This window comes from Burkholderia sp. NLJ2, from assembly GCF_049487195.1.
GTDB classification, from domain to species: Bacteria; Pseudomonadota; Gammaproteobacteria; order Burkholderiales; family Burkholderiaceae; genus Burkholderia; species Burkholderia pyrrocinia.
Genome location: NZ_CP137808.1, coordinates 749,016 through 766,220, shown reverse-complemented (window position 1 = coordinate 766,220; position 17,205 = coordinate 749,016). Strand labels below are relative to the sequence as shown.

At 67.3% G+C, this 17,205-nt stretch carries 13 protein-coding genes and 1 pseudogene; 6 read left to right on the top strand and 8 right to left on the bottom strand.

The features are described from left to right. Positions 1-4: 4 nt before the first annotated feature. From ubiA to recG, 8 genes and pseudogenes are all read right to left on the bottom strand, one after another. A complete protein-coding gene (gene ubiA, locus R9B84_RS03530) occupies positions 5-868 on the bottom strand; it encodes a 4-hydroxybenzoate octaprenyltransferase (RefSeq protein ID WP_423759219.1) in 864 nt (287 codons plus the stop codon). A 253-nt stretch (positions 869-1,121) separates the two neighbouring features. After that, complete coding sequence (locus R9B84_RS03525; protein ID WP_423759218.1) at positions 1,122-2,030, bottom strand: patatin-like phospholipase family protein; 909 nt, start codon at positions 2,028-2,030, stop codon at positions 1,122-1,124. 353 nt (positions 2,031-2,383) lie between these two features. Then, positions 2,384-2,572, bottom strand: a pseudogene (locus R9B84_RS03520) (DNA starvation/stationary phase protection protein); the annotation flags it as partial. Positions 2,573-2,626: 54 nt separating this feature from the next. After that, entirely contained in the window at positions 2,627-2,791 is a 165-nt protein-coding gene (locus tag R9B84_RS03515; protein WP_423759217.1) for a hypothetical protein, read from the bottom strand. Between the two features lie 110 nt (positions 2,792-2,901). Next, complete coding sequence (katG, locus tag R9B84_RS03510; RefSeq protein WP_423759216.1) at positions 2,902-5,088, bottom strand: catalase/peroxidase HPI; 2,187 nt, start codon at positions 5,086-5,088, stop codon at positions 2,902-2,904. A 118-nt stretch (positions 5,089-5,206) separates the two neighbouring features. Next, the gene (locus tag R9B84_RS03505) at positions 5,207-5,335 is read right to left on the bottom strand and encodes a hypothetical protein (RefSeq protein WP_423759215.1); all 129 of its coding nucleotides are present in this window, start codon (positions 5,333-5,335) and stop codon (positions 5,207-5,209) included. A 394-nt stretch (positions 5,336-5,729) separates the two neighbouring features. After that, positions 5,730-6,689, bottom strand: a complete 960-nt coding sequence (locus R9B84_RS03500) for a hydrogen peroxide-inducible genes activator (protein WP_423759214.1) — start codon at positions 6,687-6,689, stop codon at positions 5,730-5,732. A gap of 135 nt (positions 6,690-6,824) precedes the next feature. After that, a complete protein-coding gene (gene recG / locus R9B84_RS03495) occupies positions 6,825-9,170 on the bottom strand; it encodes an ATP-dependent DNA helicase RecG (protein WP_423759213.1) in 2,346 nt (781 codons plus the stop codon). Between the two features lie 167 nt (positions 9,171-9,337). On the opposite strand from recG, the gene queA reads away from it, so the two are divergent. The 6 genes from queA to R9B84_RS03465 all read left to right on the top strand — a co-directional run bounded on the left by queA (position 9,338) and on the right by R9B84_RS03465 (position 17,193). Then, entirely contained in the window at positions 9,338-10,405 is a 1,068-nt protein-coding gene (gene queA / locus R9B84_RS03490) for a tRNA preQ1(34) S-adenosylmethionine ribosyltransferase-isomerase QueA (RefSeq protein ID WP_423759212.1), read from the top strand. A gap of 176 nt (positions 10,406-10,581) precedes the next feature. Then, a complete protein-coding gene (gene tgt, locus R9B84_RS03485) occupies positions 10,582-11,769 on the top strand; it encodes a tRNA guanosine(34) transglycosylase Tgt (RefSeq protein ID WP_423759211.1) in 1,188 nt (395 codons plus the stop codon). Positions 11,770-12,002: 233 nt separating this feature from the next. Further along, the gene (gene yajC, locus R9B84_RS03480) at positions 12,003-12,326 is read left to right on the top strand and encodes a preprotein translocase subunit YajC (RefSeq protein WP_423759210.1); all 324 of its coding nucleotides are present in this window, start codon (positions 12,003-12,005) and stop codon (positions 12,324-12,326) included. A 106-nt stretch (positions 12,327-12,432) separates the two neighbouring features. Next, positions 12,433-14,454: a protein translocase subunit SecD gene (gene secD / locus R9B84_RS03475; protein ID WP_047899843.1), complete on the top strand. Its 2,022-nt coding sequence runs from the start codon at positions 12,433-12,435 to the stop codon at positions 14,452-14,454. A gap of 18 nt (positions 14,455-14,472) precedes the next feature. Then, complete coding sequence (gene secF, locus R9B84_RS03470) at positions 14,473-15,423, top strand: protein translocase subunit SecF (protein WP_059236052.1); 951 nt, start codon at positions 14,473-14,475, stop codon at positions 15,421-15,423. A gap of 219 nt (positions 15,424-15,642) precedes the next feature. Next, the gene (locus R9B84_RS03465; protein WP_423759209.1) at positions 15,643-17,193 is read left to right on the top strand and encodes a S41 family peptidase; all 1,551 of its coding nucleotides are present in this window, start codon (positions 15,643-15,645) and stop codon (positions 17,191-17,193) included. Positions 17,194-17,205 lie beyond the last annotated feature (12 nt).

Genomic DNA, 17,205 nt, shown 5'->3' with positions numbered 1-17,205 from the left:
TCGTTCAGTTGCCGGTCAGCAGGTAATGCACGGCGATCCCCGCGAACAGCACGCCGCCGAGCCAGTTGTTGTGCCGGAATGCCGCGAAGCACGGCATCCGCTCGCGGTCCTTGATCAGCGTGTAGTGATACAGCGCGCAGCCGACCGCCGCCGCCCAGCCGGCCCAGTACGCGAGGCCGAAGCCGAGCGTCACGCCGATCCACACGTAGATGCCGAGCGTCGCCGCATAACACGCCATCACCGCCGCGACGTCGAAGCGGCCGAACGTCAGCGCGGACGTGCGGATGCCGATCTTGATGTCGTCGTCGCGATCGACCATCGCGTATTCGGTGTCGTACGCGACCGACCAGAAAATGTTCGCGACCAGCATCACCCACGCGATCGTCGGCACCGTGTCCTGCACGGCCGCGAACGCCATCGGAATGCCGAAGCCGAACGCGATGCCGAGATACGCCTGCGGAATCGCGAAGAAGCGCTTCATGAACGGGTACGAGCCCGCGACGAACAGCGCGACGACGGACAGCTCCTTCGTCAACGTGTTCAGCGGCAGGATCAGCAGGAACGCGATGAACGACAGCCCGACCGCGATCGCGACGGCTTCCCATGCATGGATCTTGCCGGACGTCAGCGGCCGGTCGGCCGTGCGCTTCACGTGGCGGTCGAAATCGCGGTCTGCGTAGTCGTTCATCGCGCAGCCGGCCGAGCGCATCAGCAGCGTGCCGAGCGTGAAGATCACGAGCAGCGGCCAGCGCGGATGGCCGTCCGACGCGATCCACAGCGCATTGAGCGTCGGCCAGAGCAGCAGCAGGCTGCCGATCGGCTTGTCCATCCGGACGAGCCGCAGATACAGGGGAAAGCGGGCAAGCATGGCGAAGCACCGGGAAGATAACCCCGGCATTTTAGAGCCGAGCGGCGCTTCGCGTCATGTCGGTGCGGCCCGCGGCTGGCAGCCGCCGGACGCGCACGGGGCGCCGGGGCCCGCTGCACACGACCGCACCGCGATGCACGCATATCAAGGGACAGATTCGAAGCGAACGCGGATCGAGCCGTTCGGCACACCGGCCGCGGTTTGGCCCGATACGGGCGGATCGGCCAGGGCCCGTGCCCGCGTTAGGCGGCCTCTACGCACCGGCATCGCAGGTCGGCCGCTCCGCCGAGTGCGTGTGCTCGTGCAACGCCCCCGGAATGAATGTCTGTTCGAGGCCGCCATCGCCGAGCCACGCGCGGGTCCGTTCGGCCGCGAGGTCGATCAAGTCCTTGCACCGGGTGTAGTCGTACGGCGAGACGTCGAGCGGACAGAGCGGCGGCACCACGCAAATCGTGGTGCGACTTTGGTAGAACTCCAGGTCGCGCACGAGCTGGCGCGCGATCACGAGCGTCAGCGCATGCATCGCCTGCGCGATGGCGCTTCCCGGCGGCTTGCGCAGCGCGCACGCGAAGCCGGCCGGCAGCACGACGATGCGCGTCGCGCCCCGCGCGACGGCAATCGAGATCGGCGTATTGTTCGCGACGCCGCCATCGACCATCAGCCGATCGTCGATCCGCACCGGCGGGAACACGCCCGGGATCGCCGCACTGGCGAGCACGGCGTCGACGACGAGGCCCGACGAAAGCACGATTTCGTTGCCGCTGAGCATGTCGGTCGCGACGACGTGCAGCGGCAGCGACGCCTGCTCCACGTACCGATACCGCAGATGCCTTTCCAGCAGCATTCGCAGCGCGGTCGCCTCGACGAGGTGTGCGCGGTTCTGCAGAACCGTCCTTAACAGGCCGAGCATCGAAAACGGCATGATGTCGCGCCGGCGGATGCTGCACCATAGCGCTTCGAGCTTCGCGACGCCGTCGCCGTCGGGCTGCCCGGCGAAATACGCGGCGTTGATCGCGCCGGCGGACGCGCCGACCACGAAGTCGGGCCGTTCACCGTGATTGAGCAGTTCGCGCAGCATGCCCACCTCGATCGCACCGAGGCTGCCCCCGCCTGCAAAGACGAACGCGGTCCGTTCCGGACGCGCGCTTCGATCGAGGGCCATGGTTGTCTCCCGTACCGGGCCGGCAGAGAAGGATGAACGCCGAAGTCTGCGATACAGATTCGCACAAATTGGCAGGCCGCTCAATGTAGACCATGCCGGCTCCGGTCAACGGCGTGCGAAGCCGCCGAGACACGACGCTCGTACCGACGAGCAGCCGGATGACGCAATTCCGTTCCCCGAATCACGCGGGTATGGCATCGACGACAGAGCCGGTTTGATTGCGGAGGAATACGAGCGGGAAACGGTGCCGTCTTGTGCCCGGATCGTCGGAAATGGCCCTCCGGCACCGCAAACTTACGGCCGGAACGTTGTTTTGCAGCGCTCATCGGTAGCGCAATCATGGGTACCGCAAGGGTCTTCAGGTACAGCAAGAACCTATCGGCCAGCAGGCGCGGCAGGCCATCCGCGATTTTCCGGCGGTCCTTGTCGCTGATGCCGAGGTCGATCAGCGCGGCGCTGCCCTTCCCGGTCGTCTTCGGGACTCGTCATTCAAAAGCTTGCCCCGGCGAAGATGTGTCGGGCCATCCGCATGCCGCGTTGATGCGGCATCAGTTGGCAGTTCGCCCGTGGCGCGTGGCGCGCGAAGCCAGGCGCGCTCAGTTGCCCGCAACCGGCGCGAGCGCGCGCAGCGCCTGCGCGACCAGCACGGCCGCGCCGCCGCCGGCGATCGCAAAGCCGACGAAGCGCCGCACGATCGCGGCCGGCGCCCGTGTCACCGGCACCGCGAATGCGGCGCGCATGTCCAGCATCATTTGCGTCATGGTCGTCACTCCTTCGACGAGACATCGGTTCCAGAAGAAACGGCCGGTCGTTCGACCGGCCGTTTCAAGTTGCTGCGTTACCGCACTACCGCATCAGGATGCGGCCAGGTTCATGCGAGGTCGAAGCGGTCGAGGTTCATCACCTTGTTCCAGGCCGCGACGAAGTCGCGTGCGAACTTCTCCTTCGCATCCGCGCTGCCGTACACCTCGGCCAGCGCGCGCAGTTGCGCGTGCGAGCCGAAGATCAGGTCGACGCGCGTGCCCGTCCACTTGACCTTGCCCGTCGCGCGATCGCGCCCTTCGAACACGTCGTTCGCGGCCGACACCGGCTTCCATTCCGTGCCCATGTCGAGCAGGTTCACGAAGAAGTCGTTCGTCAGCGCTTCCGGACGGTCGGTGAATACGCCGTGCTTCGCATCGCCGACGTTCGTGCCAAGCACGCGCAGGCCACCGACAAGCACCGTCATCTCGGGTGCGCTCAGCGTCAGCAGTTGCGCCTTGTCGACCAGCAGCGCCTCGGCCGGCGTCTTGTACGCGCTCTTCAGGAAGTTGCGGAAACCGTCCGCCAGCGGCTCGAGCACAGCCATCGCATCGATGTCGGTCTGCTCCGGCGACGCATCCGCGCGGCCCGGTGCGAACGGCACCGTCACCGCCACGCCCGCATTCTTCGCGGCCTGCTCGACGCCGGCCGCACCGGCCAGCACGATCAGGTCGGCGAGCGACACCTTCTTGCCGCCCGTCTGCGCGTCGTTGAACGCCTTCTGCACGCCTTCGAGCGTCGCGAGCACCTTCGCGAGTTCAGCCGGCTGGTTCACTTCCCAGTCCTTCTGCGGCGCGAGGCGGATGCGCGCACCGTTCGCGCCGCCGCGCTTGTCCGAACCGCGGAACGTCGCAGCCGACGCCCAAGCGGTCGACACGAGCTGCGACACCGACAGGCCCGATGCGAGCACCTTCGCCTTCAGCGCCGCGACGTCGGCATCGTCGATCAGCTTGTGGTCGACAGCCGGAATCGGGTCCTGCCACAGCAGCTGCTCCGCCGGCACGTCCGGGCCGAGATAGCGGGCGCGCGGGCCCATGTCGCGGTGCGTGAGCTTGAACCATGCGCGCGCGAACGCGTCGGCCAACTCGGCCGGGTTCTCGTAGAAGCGGCGCGCGATCTTTTCGTATGCCGGATCGAAACGCAGCGACAGGTCGGTCGTCAGCATCGTCGGGCGGTGCTTCTTCGACGCGTCGTACGCATCCGGAATCACGTCGCCGGCATCCTTCGCGACCCACTGGTGCGCGCCGGCCGGGCTCTTCGTGAGCTCCCACTCATAGCTGAACAGGTGCTTGAGGAAGTCGTTGCTCCACTGCGTGGGCGTCGACGACCACGTGACTTCCAGGCCGCTCGTGATCGCGTCCGCGCCCTTGCCGGTGCCGAACGTGCTCTTCCAGCCGAGACCCTGCTGCTCGAGGCCCGCGGCTTCCGGCTCGGCGCCGACGTTCGATGCCGGACCGGCGCCGTGCGTCTTGCCGAACGTGTGGCCGCCGGCGATCAGCGCGACCGTCTCTTCGTCGTTCATCGCCATCCGCGCGAACGTCTCGCGGATGTCAACCGCGGCCGCGACCGGGTCGGGGTTGCCGTCCGGGCCTTCCGGGTTCACGTAGATGAGGCCCATCTGCACCGCGGCGAGCGGGCTTTCGAGGTCGCGCTTGCCCGAGTAGCGGCTGTTCGGGCCGCCGCTCAGTTCCAGCCAGATCTTTTCCGAGCCCCAGTAGACGTCGTCCGGTTCCCACGTATCGACGCGACCGCCGCCGAAACCGAAGGTCTTGAAGCCCATCGATTCGAGCGCGACGTTGCCGGTCAGGATCAGCAGGTCGGCCCACGAGATGTTGCGGCCGTACTTCTGCTTGATCGGCCACAGCAGCCGGCGCGCCTTGTCGAGGCTCACGTTGTCCGGCCAGCTGTTGAGCGGCGCGAAGCGCTGCTGCCCGCCGCCCGCGCCGCCGCGGCCGTCGGCCGTGCGGTACGTGCCGGCGCTGTGCCAGGCCATGCGGATGAACAGGCCGCCGTAGTGGCCGAAGTCGGCCGGCCACCAGTCCTGCGACGTCGTCATCAGCGCGTGCAGGTCCTGCTTCACTGCTGCGAGGTCCAGTTTCTTGAATGCCTCGGCGTAGTCGAAATCCTTGTCCATCGGATCGGACAGCGCCGAGTGCCGGTGCAGGACGTTCAGGTTCAGTTGATTCGGCCACCAGTCCTTGTTCGTCGCGCCTGCGCCGGTGGCGTGGTTGAACGGGCACTTCGTTTCGTTCGACATGCGTTTTCTCCTTGGCTTGCTCGTATGCCTCCACCTGCTCGCTCCGGCAGCGTGCCGGACGGTCCGTGGAGTGTCATTGCGGGGATAAGAAACGGAACAGGTAGGTCCTCCTGTCGTACTACGGGATGTCGTGCGGGGCCTTCGGTGCGCATTCCCGCAGCGTGGCGCCGCAGGCGGGGCGCTCGGGAAACCGGCTGCCGGCAGGCGTCGCGCCGGTGAGGCGCGTGGTGTTGAAGCTTTCGGACATGCGATGCTTCCTCATGGCTTGACGGCGGGTAAAGCGGGGGCGCACGGGACCGGCATGCGGCGACGTTCATCCACCATACACACGGTCCGCCAGGTACGCGAACGCAATCGGACGCAGGCTGCAAATCGCCACCCGGGCGCGATGTACGACCTCGTCGCGCGACGGGATGTTCCGCTGCGCGTGCTGCAATACCGATCGCATCATGACACCCTCCTTTGACGCTTGCATTCCACGTGCAAATCGAACGTCGACACGACGCCGATCCACGTAGAGGATTCTAGTCACATCTATTAATTAATTGAAATTAATTAATTTTATCTATTAGATAGACAAAAATAAACGGGGTCGCAAGGCCCCGTTCATCGTGCCGCCACATGGGCATGCCGCAGTCCGCTCAGTTCATCGTTGCCGGCATGTCGAGCTTCGCGACACCCGGTAGCACACATGCGGCAATCGCGTCGCTGATCGCGTCGATCGCGGGCATCCGCGTAAAGCTCTTGCGCCACACGAGCACCACGCGGCGATCGGGCACCGGTTCGTTGAACGGCACGTACGACAGCAACTCGGCATCGGGGCCGTTCGCGCGCGGGCCGACCTCGGCGACCGACATCCGGGGCAGCACGGTGATGCCGACGCCGCTCGCGACCATGTGGCGGATCGTCTCGAGCGACGAGCCCTCGAAGGTCTTCTGGATGCCGTCGGCCGTCTGCGAGAAGCGCATCAGTTCCGGGCACACGCCGAGTACGTGATCGCGGAAACAGTGGCCGTTGCCGAGCAGCAGCATGGTTTCCTGCTTCAGGTCCTCGGCGTCGATCTCATGGCGCTTCTCCCACGGATGGCCGGCCGGCAGCGCGACGACGAACGGCTCGTCGTACAGCGGGCGCACCATCAGGCCGGTTTCCGGGAACGGAAGCGCCATGATCGCGGCGTCGATCTCGCCCTGCTTCAGCAGTTCGAGCAGCTTCAGCGTGTAGTTCTCCTGCAGCATCAGCGGCATCTGCGGGACACGCTGGATCATCTGCTTGACGAGCGTCGGCAGCAGGTACGGCCCGATCGTGTAGATCACGCCGAGGCGGAACGGGCCGACGAGCGGGTCCTTGCCCTGCTTCGCGATCTCCTTGATCGCGAAGGTCTGCTCGAGCACGCGCTGCGCCTGCGTGACGATCTGGTCGCCGATCGGCGTGACGCTCACTTCGCTCGCGCCGCGCTCGAAAATCTGCACGTTGAGCTCGTCTTCGAGCTTCTTGATCGCCACCGACAGCGTCGGCTGGCTCACGAAGCATGCTTCGGCCGCGCGGCCGAAATGCCGCTCGCGCGCGACCGCGACGATGTATTTCAATTCAGTCAGCGTCATTGTGGGTCAATCAGGGATATACAAGCGATAGGTTTAATTTATACACCCTCTGGCACCGGTTCGCCAAGTTTCTCTGCATCGCGATGCATCGATTGACGGTTTTGGCGCTTCGGGATCCGGCGCCAAACCGGTGGATCAGGCCTTCAGGTACTGCTCGCGCGCGCCGAGCCAGCGCGCGAGATGCTGCGTGACGACGTCGGGGTACGCGGCGATCAGCCGCGTCGCGGCCTCGCGCGCCGGGTCGATCAGCCAGCCGTCCGTCTCGAGGTTCGCAAAGCGCAGCATCGCCGCGCCCGACTGGCGCGCGCCGAGGAATTCGCCGGGGCCGCGGATTTCGAGGTCGCGCCGCGCGATCTCGAAGCCGTCGGTCGTCTCGCGCATCGTCTTCAGCCGCTCGCGACCGGTAATCGACAGCGGCCCCGTGTACAGCAGCACGCATACCGACGCCGCGGTGCCGCGCCCGACGCGGCCGCGCAACTGGTGCAGCTGCGCGAGGCCGAAACGCTCCGCGTGCTCGATCACCATCAGCGACGCGTTCGGCACGTCGACGCCGACTTCGATCACGGTCGTCGCGACGAGCAGCTGCACGTCGTTGCGCGTGAACGCTTCCATCACGGCCGCCTTGTCGGCCGTCGACAGCCGGCCATGCACGAGCCCGACCGTCAGCTCGGGGAGCGCCGCGACCAGCGTCTCGTAGGTCTCGACGGCTGTCTGCAGCTGCAGCGTCTCGCTCTCCTCGATCAGCGGGCACACCCAGTACACCTGGCGCCCGGTCAGCGCGGCCTCCCGCACGCGGGCGATCACCTCCTCGCGCCGCGCATCGCCGACGAGGCGCGTCAGCACGGGCGTGCGGCCCGGCGGCAGCTCGTCGATCGTCGACACCTCGAGATCCGCGTAGTACGTCATCGCGAGCGTGCGCGGAATCGGCGTGGCCGACATCATCAGCTGGTGCGGCTGGAAATCGCGCGCGCCGTTGGCCGCGTTCGCGGCCTTCGCGCGCAGCGCGAGACGCTGCTCGACGCCGAAGCGGTGCTGCTCGTCGACGATCACGAGGCCGAGCCGCGCGAATTCGACCGTGTCCTGGATGATCGCGTGCGTGCCGATCACGAGCTGCGCGGTGCCGAGCGCGGCCGCCTCGATCGCCGCGCGCTTCTCCTTCGCCTTCAGGCTGCCCGCCAGCCACGCCACCGTGACGCCGAGCGGCTCGAGCCATGCGCGCAGCTTGCGCGCGTGCTGTTCCGCGAGGATTTCGGTGGGTGCCATCAGCGCGGCCTGGTAGCCGGCGTCGATCGCCTGCGTGGCGGCCAGCGCCGCGACGACTGTCTTGCCGCTGCCGACGTCGCCCTGCAGCAGGCGCTGCATCGGGTGCGCGAGCGTGAGGTCGTGCGCGATCTCGTCGACGACGCGCGACTGCGCGCCGGTCAGCGTGAACGGCAGCGCCGCGTAGAGGCGCGTCGTCAGCGCGTCGGCATCGCTCGCGGTGCGGCGCGGCATCGCGGGCGCCGCGCGCGTGCGGCGCTCCTCGTGCGCGCGCTTGAGCGACAGTTGCTGCGCGAGCAGCTCCTCGAACTTGATGCGCGTCCACGCCGGATGCGAGCCGTCCATCAGCGCGGCTTCGTCGGAATCGACGCGCGGGTGGTGCAGGATGCGCACGGCCTGCTCGAGCGACGGCACGCCGAGCGGCTTCAGGTACGCGCGATCGATCTCGGGCGGCAGCAGCTCGGGCAGCGGCGTACGCTCGACCGCGTTCTCGATCGCCTTGCGCAGATACGCCTGCGACACGCCGGCCGTGCTCGGATAAACGGGCGTGAGCACCTGCGGCAGCGGCGCATCCGCTTCGACGACGCGCACCGCCGGATGCACCATCTCCATCCCGAAGAAGCCGCCGCGCACGTCGCCGCGCACGCGCAGCCGCTGGCCGACGGCCATCTGCTTGACCTGCGAGCCGTAGAAATTCAGGAAGCGCAGCACGAGGTGCTCGCCGTCGTCGTCCTGGATCTTCACGACGAGCTGGCGGCGCGGCCGGTACGCGACCTCGTTGTCGAACACGACGCCTTCGGCCTGCGCGATGCCGCCCGGCAGCAGCTCGCCGATCGGCGTGAGCGTGGTTTCGTCCTCATAGCGCATCGGCAGATGCAGCACGAGATCGATCGAGCGCGTGAGGCCGAGCTTCGCGAGCTTGTCGACGGTCTTCACGGGTTTGTCGGCGACCGCCTTCTTCTTGCGCTTCGGGCCGCTTGCGCCCGCTTCGTCGCTCGCGGCGCCGCCTTCGGCATCGGGCGCGGCGGCGGCCGGCTGCGCGAGCCGCCCGTCGGCGCCGCGCTTCGGGCCGGCCCGGCGCGGCGCGGCGCGCTGCGGCTCGGCATGCTCCGCTGCACCGCGCTCCCCTGCGCCATGCGCGGGCAATGCAACATCCTCCGTATCGAACGGATCGGCGGAATCGGCAACGGTGGCGGTGGAACGGCGTGGTGACACAGGCATCGGATCGTCTGGGTGCTTCGCAAGGCAAGTACAATAGCGGCTTTCACGTCGTCCGAACGAACGACGCCGGCCAGGCCGCGCATCCCGTCATGATAGCGGCTCGCGCGCCCCATTTACGCGTTTCCGCCCTGCCGGCGACGCCCGCCGGCCGCTTCGAACCAGCCCGCATGTTCACGCTTTCCGATTTCGATTTCAATCTGCCGCCCGAGCTGATTGCGCAAACCGCGCTGCCCGACCGCACCGCGAGCCGCCTGCTCGAGGTCGACCGCGCCGTCGAGCCCGCGCGCCTCGTCGACCGCCGTTTCGCCGAGCTGCCGTCGTGCATCGCGCCCGGCGACCTGCTCGTCTTCAACGATACCAAGGTGCTGAAGGCGCGTTTCTTCGGCCAGAAGGCCAGCGGCGGCAAGATCGAGGTGCTGATCGAGCGCGTGACGGGCACGCACACGGCGCTCGCGCAGATCCGCGCGAGCAAGTCGCCGGGCGCCGGCACGACGCTGCGGCTCGCCGATGCGTTCGACGTGACCGTCGGCGAGCGCGTCGAGCCGTTCTTCACGCTGCACTTCCCCGAGCCGTGCCTCGTGCTGATCGAGCAGTACGGCCGCCTGCCGCTGCCGCCGTATATCGAGCACGATCCCGACGCGACCGACGAGACGCGCTACCAGACCGTCTACGCGAACAATCCGGGCGCGGTCGCCGCGCCGACGGCCGGGCTGCACTTCGACCAGCCGCTGCTCGATAAACTCGACGCGATGGGCGTCGAACGCGCGACGCTGACGCTGCACGTCGGCGCCGGCACGTTCCAGCCGGTGCGCGTCGACAACATCGCCGAGCACAAGATGCACAGCGAGTGGTACGACCTGCCGCAGTCGCTCGTCGACAAAATTGCCGCGACCCGCGCGCGCGGCGGCAACGTGATCGCGGTCGGCACGACGTCGATGCGCGCGCTCGAAGCCGCCGCGCGCGCGGCCGACGAAGCGGGCCGCCCGCTCGCGGCGACGCAGGCCGAGACCGACATCTTCATCACGCCCGGCTATCGTTTTCGCGTGGTCGACCGGCTCGTCACGAACTTCCACCTGCCGAAGTCGACGCTGCTGATGCTGGTGTCGGCGTTCGCGGGTGTCGAGACGATCCGCGCCGCGTACCGGCACGCGATCGACGAACGCTACCGCTTCTTCAGCTACGGCGACGCGATGCTGCTCACGCGGCGCGACACGCCGGAGGCGGCGGGCGCGTAAGCGCGTCGACACGCGACACCGCGCACGGCCGCCGCGACGCCCGTCGACGGCAGGCCACCGCTCGCCCGCACCGCGCGCTACGATGGCGCGCATCCGTTTTTTTACCGTCGCCGGCAATCCGGCGGCATTTTTCAACTTGCGCCGGACTGTTTTCCGGTGGCCAGGAGCCATCCACGATGACCGAAGGTTCATCCCACGATACGCACGAGCACACGCACGCACGCCCGGCAAACGGGCTCGAATTCGAACTGCTGACGACCGACGGCCACGCGCGCCGCGGCCGCGTGAAGCTCAACCACGGCGTGGTCGAAACGCCGATCTTCATGCCGGTCGGCACGTACGGCACCGTGAAGGCGATCCAGCCGCGCGAGCTGCACGAGATCAAGGCCCAGATCATCCTCGGCAACACGTTCCACCTGTGGCTGCGCCCGGGCCTCGACACGATCGACGCGCACGGCGGCCTGCACGGCTTCATGGGCTGGAACAAGCCGATCCTGACCGACTCGGGCGGCTTCCAGGTGTTCTCGCTCGGCGACCTGCGCAAGATCACCGAGGACGGCGTCACGTTCGCGTCGCCGATCAACGGCGACAAGCTGTTCCTGTCGCCGGAAGTGTCGATGCAGATCCAGAAGGTGCTGAACTCCGACGTCGTGATGCAGTTCGACGAATGCACGCCGTACGCGACCGACGGCGTACCGACGACGCACAAGGAAGCGGCCGACTCGATGCGCATGTCGCTGCGCTGGGCGAAGCGCTCGCTCGACGAGTTCGACCGGCTCGGCAATCCGAATGCCCTCTTCGGGATCGTCCAGGGCGGGATGTTCGAGGACCTGCGCGACGAATCGCTTGCGGGCCTGTCGGAACTCGGCTTCCACGGCCTCGCGATCGGCGGGCTGTCGGTCGGCGAGCCGAAGGAAGACATGATGCGCGTGCTGCGGCACGTGGGACCGAAGCTGCCGGCCAACAAGCCGCACTACCTGATGGGTGTCGGCACGCCGGAGGATCTGGTCGAGGGCGTCGCCAGCGGCATCGACATGTTCGACTGCGTGATGCCGACCCGCAACGCGCGCAACGGCTGGCTGTTCACGCGCTTCGGCGACGTGAAGATCCGCAACGCGACGCACAAGAACTCGTTGAAGCCGCTCGATGCGAGCTGCACGTGCTACACGTGCCAGAACTTCTCGCGCGGCTACCTGCATCACCTGCACCGCGTCGGCGAAATCCTCGGCGCGCAGCTCAACACGATCCACAACCTGCACTACTACCTGCAGCTGATGAGCGAGATCCGCGACGCGATCGAGACCCATACGTTCGACGCGTTCCGCCAGCGCTTCGCGGAGGATCGCGCAAGAGGCGTCGACTGACGGGCCGGCCGGCCGCGCGGCGGTTCGTCACATGGGACGTGTACTAAATAACGCGCCCCAACTGCCGGACCCGACCGCCAAATATTACAATTACCTTTCCAAACAAGTCGCAATGGTGCTGGTTCGCGCTTTAACAGCTTGATCCGAAAGCGCATTTGCTGCGCCGTTTGCGCATGGGGCCGGTGGTAGAATAACCGGCTTATTTTTCGATCTTCCCCTACGGAGAGACCAACGTGCCGTTCATTTCCAATGCCTTCGCTCAAGGTGCCGGTGGCGCCGAATCGAGCCTGATGAGCTTCCTGCCGCTCATCCTGATGTTCGGCGTGCTCTACTTCATCATGATCCGTCCGCAGATGAAGCGTCAGAAGGAACACCGCAACATGCTCGCGGCCATGGCCAAGGGCGACGAAGTCGTCACGAGCGGCGGCGTCGTCGGCAAGGTGACGAAGGTCACCGAAGGCTACATCGGCGTCGAGATCGCCGAAGGCACCGAAATCACGGTGCAGAAGGCTGCGGTTACGACCATTCTGCCGAAGGGCACGATCAAGTCGCTGTAAGCCCTTCACCGAGCGTCCGGCTCCCCGCGCCGTGCCCGCCTGAGAGAGCGGGCCGCCGCGGCGCCGGACGCGACGCTTTCACGCCAACCACCCGTTCGGCCCCCTCATGAATCGTTATCCACTCTGGAAATATGTCGTGATGGTCGTGGCGCTCGCCATCGGCCTTCTGTACACATTGCCCAACTTCTTCGGCGAAGCGCCGGCGGTGCAGGTGTCGAGCGGCAAGGCCACGGTCAAGCTCGACTCGACCACGCTGACCCAGGTCGAATCGGCGCTCGCATCCGCGCAGATCACGCCGGACGACGTCACCTTCGAGAACACGGCGACCAACGCGAACATCCGCGTGCGCCTGAAGGACACCGATACGCAGCTGCGCGTCAAGGACCTGCTGCAGAAGTCGCTGAACGCCGACCCGAACGATCCGCAATACGTCGTCGCACTGAACTTGCAGAGCGCGTCGCCGCGCTGGCTGACTGCGCTGCACGCGCTGCCGATGTATCTCGGCCTCGACCTGCGCGGCGGTGTCCACTTCCTGCTCCAGGTCGACATGACGGGCGCGCTCACGAAGAAGCTCGACTCCGACGCATCCGACGCGCGCTCGCTGCTGCGCGACAAGAACATCCGCGACGGCGGCGTGAGCCGCGTCGACCAGTCCGTGGTCGTCAACTTCAGCGATGCGCAGACCGCGGAAGACGCGCGCAAGGTGCTCGCACAGTCGGTCACCGAACTGCAATGGGTAACCCAGCCCGGTGGCGGCGGCACGCAGGTCGTCGGCACGTTCACGCCGGCCGTGCAGAAGTCCGTCGAGGACGCCGCGCTCAAGCAGAACCTGACGACGCTCCACAACCGCGTGAACGAACTCGGCGTGTCGGAACCGATCCTGCAGCAGCAAGGCAGCGACCGCATCGTCGTCGAACTGCCGGGCGTGCAGGACACCGCGAAGGCGAAAGACATCATCGGCCGCACCGCGACGCTCGAGGCACGCCTCGCCGACCCGATCAACACGCACCCGAACCCGAACGACCCTGTGCCGCCGGGCGAGGAGCTGTTCACGCAGGGCATCCAGGCGCCCGTGCTGCTGAAGAAGGACGTGATCTTCACCGGCGACCGCATCATCGATGCATCGGCCGGCTTCGACGAACACCAGCGTCCGTCGGTCAACATCCGCCTCGACTCGGCCGGCGGCCGCGCGGTGCGCACGGTGTCGCGCGACAACATCGGCAAGCCGATGGCGATGGTGCTGTTCGAGAAGGGCAAGGGCGAAGTGCTGACGGTCGCGACGATCCAGTCCGAACTCGGCGACCGCTTCCAGATCACGGGCCAGCCGACGCCGCAGGCCGCGGCCGACCTCGCGCTGCTGCTGCGCGCCGGTTCGCTCGCGGCGCCGATGGACATCATCGAGGAACGCACGATCGGCCCGAGCCTCGGCGCCGACAACATCAAGATGGGCGTCCACTCGGTGATCTGGGGCTTCTGCGCGATCGCCGTGTTCATGATCGCGTACTACATGCTGTTCGGCGTGGTCTCGGTGATCGGCCTGTCGGTCAACCTGCTGCTGCTCGTCGCCGTGCTGTCGCTGATGCAGGCGACGCTGACGCTGCCCGGTATCGCCGCAATCGCACTCGCGCTCGGCATGGCGATCGACTCGAACGTGCTGATCAACGAGCGCGTGCGTGAAGAACTGCGCGCGGGCCAGCCGCCGCAGCTCGCGATCCAGGCCGGCTACGCGCATGCGTGGGCGACGATTCTCGACTCGAACGTCACGACGCTGATCGCCGGCCTCGCGCTGCTCGCGTTCGGCTCGGGCCCGGTTCGCGCATTCGCGATCGTGCACTGCCTCGGTATCCTGACGTCGATGTTCTCCGCGGTGTTCTTCTCGCGCGGGATCGTCAACCTCTGGTACGGCGGCCGCAAGAAGCTGAAATCGCTCGCGATCGGCCAGGTGTGGAGGCCGGAAGGCGCCGCTGCCCCCGCGTCGTTCACCGACGCGGACGAATCGACCGACACCGCGCGCGCCGCGAAGCTCGCCGCACCCGAGAAGGGCAATGCGCCGCGCGCCGGCAAGCCGCAACTGCGCAACCGCGCGCAGCAAGGCGTGTCGCCGAAGAAACCGGGCTCGACCCAATAAGGCCCCGGAGACGAGACCATGGAATTTTTCCGCATCCGTAAAGACATTCCGTTCATGCGGCACGCGCTGGTGTTCAACGTGATCTCGCTGGTCACGTTCCTCGCCGCCGTGTTCTTCCTGTTCCACCGCGGGCTGCACCTGTCCGTCGAATTCACCGGCGGTACGGTGATCGAGGTGCAGTACCAGCAGGCCGCGGAGCTCGAACCCGTGCGCGCGACGCTCGGCAAGCTCGGCTACGCCGACGCGCAGGTGCAGAACTTCGGCACGTCGCGCAACGTGCTGATCCGGCTGCAGCTGAAGGAAGGCCTCACGTCCGCGCAGCAGAGCGACCAGGTGATGGGCGCGCTGAAGGCGCAGAACCCGGACGTCACGCTGCAGCGTGTCGAGTTCGTCGGCCCGCAGGTCGGCCGGGAACTCGCGACCGACGGCCTGCTCGCGCTCGCGTGCGTCGTGATCGGCATCGTGATCTACCTGTCGTTCCGCTTCGAATGGAAGTACGCGGTCGCCGGCATCATCGCCAACCTGCACGACGTCGTGATCATTCTCGGCTTCTTCGCGTTCTTCCAGTGGGAGTTCTCGCTGGCGGTGCTCGCGGCGATCCTCGCGGTGCTCGGCTACTCGGTCAACGAGTCGGTCGTCATCTTCGACCGGATCCGCGAGACGTTCCGCCGCGAACGCAAGATGAGCGTGCAGGAAGTGATCAACCACGCGATCACGACCACGATGTCGCGGACGATCATCACGCACACGTCGACGGAAATGATGGTGCTGTCGATGTTCTTCTTCGGCGGTCCGACGCTGCACTACTTCGCGCTCGCGCTGACGGTCGGCATCATGTTCGGTATCTACTCGTCGGTGTTCGTCGCGGGCTCGCTCGCGATGTGGCTCGGCATCAAGCGCGAAGACCTGATCAAGGACAAGAAGACCGCGCACGATCCGGACGATCCGAACGCGGGCGCGCAGGTTTAAGCGCCGCGCCGTTTCGGCAAACGCAAGAAGGCCGGTCCTGTCGGACCGGCCTTTTTTCATGCGCGGGCCGCTGCCGTGCGGCGCGCGGCCAGCCCGACAGGCGCCGTCACGAGCGTCGGCTACAATCGTGCCCGCCCTGCTCCGTTGCATGCCGGCCGCGTGCCGGCGGGCAATCACCCTCGCCACCCGTCCGAACGTGCGGTCCCGATGATGCCTCCGATGTGTGTCGTTCGTCGCCTCGCCGTCTGCGCAGCCGTCGCGGCTGCGTTGCTGCCGTGCGCGCAACCTGCCGGCGCACAGTCGGCATCCGCTGCAGCGGATGCGCCGCCTGCGTCTGCGCCTGCCTCTCCCACCGCCGCACAGCCTGCCGCCGCATCGCCGTCGCCCTGCCCGCCCGACTGGGAGCCGCAGATCTGCGAACTGAAGGCTGCCGTCGAAGTGCTGAAGAAGCAGCACCTGACCGACGTCGACATCGGCGCGCTGCTCGACGCCGCGACCCACGACGGGATCAAGACGCTGCCGTACGCGCGCTTCTTCAACGCCAAGGAGGAGCAGGAACGGCGAGACGACGAGCGACGCGCGCGCGACGGCACGCCGGGCATCGGGATCGTGTTCGAGACGCGACCCGACGGGCTGCACATCATCGACGTGATTCCCGACGCACCGGCCGAAAAAGCCGGCGTGCGTCCCGACGACCTGGTCGTCGCGATGAACGACAGGAGCGTCGTCGACATCGACAACAGCGAGCTCGTGAAACTCGCGAAGGGCGACGCGGGCGTCCCGCTGAAGCTCACGGTGCAGCGCGGCCCGCAGCATGCGGTGCTGAGCTTCGCGCCGGTGCGCGCGATCGTCAAGCCGCACCCGGCGATCGCGAAGCGGCTCGACGGCGACATCCTGTACACGCGGCTGTCGAACTTCCCGGAGCCGGCGGTCGGCGACTACATCGACGCAGTGCAGGCCGCGCGCCGTGCGGGCCCGCCGGTGAAAGGGATGATTCTCGACCTGCGCATCAACGGCGGCGGCGCGCTCAATGCGGCGATCGGCATCGCCGCGCTGTTCGTCGGACGCGACCGCACCGCGATGGTGACGGTCGAGCGCGGCGACGCCCACCGCCGCCGCTTCTCGACCAACTGGCCCGACTACGAACTGCCGGTGATGCACGGGCAGGATCCGCTCGCGTCGCTGCAGGCCGACGACTGGTGGCGCACCGTGCCGCTCGTCGTGCTCGTCGACGGACAGAGCGCGTCGGCCGCCGAAGCGACCGCGGCGGCGCTGAAGGATCTCGGCCGCGCGAAACTGCTCGGCATGCCGACCTACGGGAAGGGGCTCGCGCAGACCGGCGTCGACCTGATCGACGGCACGCGCCTGAATTTCACGTTCGCGCGCAACCTGCGGCCGAACGGCTGCCCGATGGATGGCTACGGCGTCGTGCCGGACTGGCTCGTGCCGCCGCGCCGCGACTCGGACGTCGACGGCGTCCTGCTGTGGTATCGGGAAGTCGATCTCTCGCGCGCGCCCTATGCGGACCGGCTCACGCCCGACCCGTTCGAGCACGTGCGCAAGGAGCGGCAAAAGCTGCGCGAGCAGCGTGTGCGCGCGAAAGTCGATATGTCGAAGAGCGCGGCGCTGCCGCAGCGCGCGTTCGGCACGGCCGGCGACTGGCAGTTGCAGCAGGCGCTCGCCGCGCTCGCGGGGCGGCCCGTGCGGACCGTCGACGCGCCGGCGCAATTGATGCCGACGCAGCCCGTGTGCGAACAAGGCGGCAACTGACGCGCCGCCGCC

Coding starts and splice junctions, on each gene's coding strand:
- secF (WP_059236052.1), top strand. CDS start 14,473: ATGGAATTTTTCCGCATCCGTAAAGACATTCCGTTCATGCGGCACGCG.
- R9B84_RS03525 (WP_423759218.1), bottom strand. CDS start 2,030: ATGGCCCTCGATCGAAGCGCGCGTCCGGAACGGACCGCGTTCGTCTTT.
- R9B84_RS03465 (WP_423759209.1), top strand. CDS start 15,643: ATGTGTGTCGTTCGTCGCCTCGCCGTCTGCGCAGCCGTCGCGGCTGCG.
- ubiA (WP_423759219.1), bottom strand. CDS start 868: ATGCTTGCCCGCTTTCCCCTGTATCTGCGGCTCGTCCGGATGGACAAG.
- tgt (WP_423759211.1), top strand. CDS start 10,582: ATGACCGAAGGTTCATCCCACGATACGCACGAGCACACGCACGCACGC.
- R9B84_RS03500 (WP_423759214.1), bottom strand. CDS start 6,689: ATGACGCTGACTGAATTGAAATACATCGTCGCGGTCGCGCGCGAGCGG.
- secD (WP_047899843.1), top strand. CDS start 12,433: ATGAATCGTTATCCACTCTGGAAATATGTCGTGATGGTCGTGGCGCTC.
- R9B84_RS03515 (WP_423759217.1), bottom strand. CDS start 2,791: ATGACGCAAATGATGCTGGACATGCGCGCCGCATTCGCGGTGCCGGTG.
- R9B84_RS03505 (WP_423759215.1), bottom strand. CDS start 5,335: ATGTCCGAAAGCTTCAACACCACGCGCCTCACCGGCGCGACGCCTGCC.
- recG (WP_423759213.1), bottom strand. CDS start 9,170: ATGCCTGTGTCACCACGCCGTTCCACCGCCACCGTTGCCGATTCCGCC.
- queA (WP_423759212.1), top strand. CDS start 9,338: ATGTTCACGCTTTCCGATTTCGATTTCAATCTGCCGCCCGAGCTGATT.
- katG (WP_423759216.1), bottom strand. CDS start 5,088: ATGTCGAACGAAACGAAGTGCCCGTTCAACCACGCCACCGGCGCAGGC.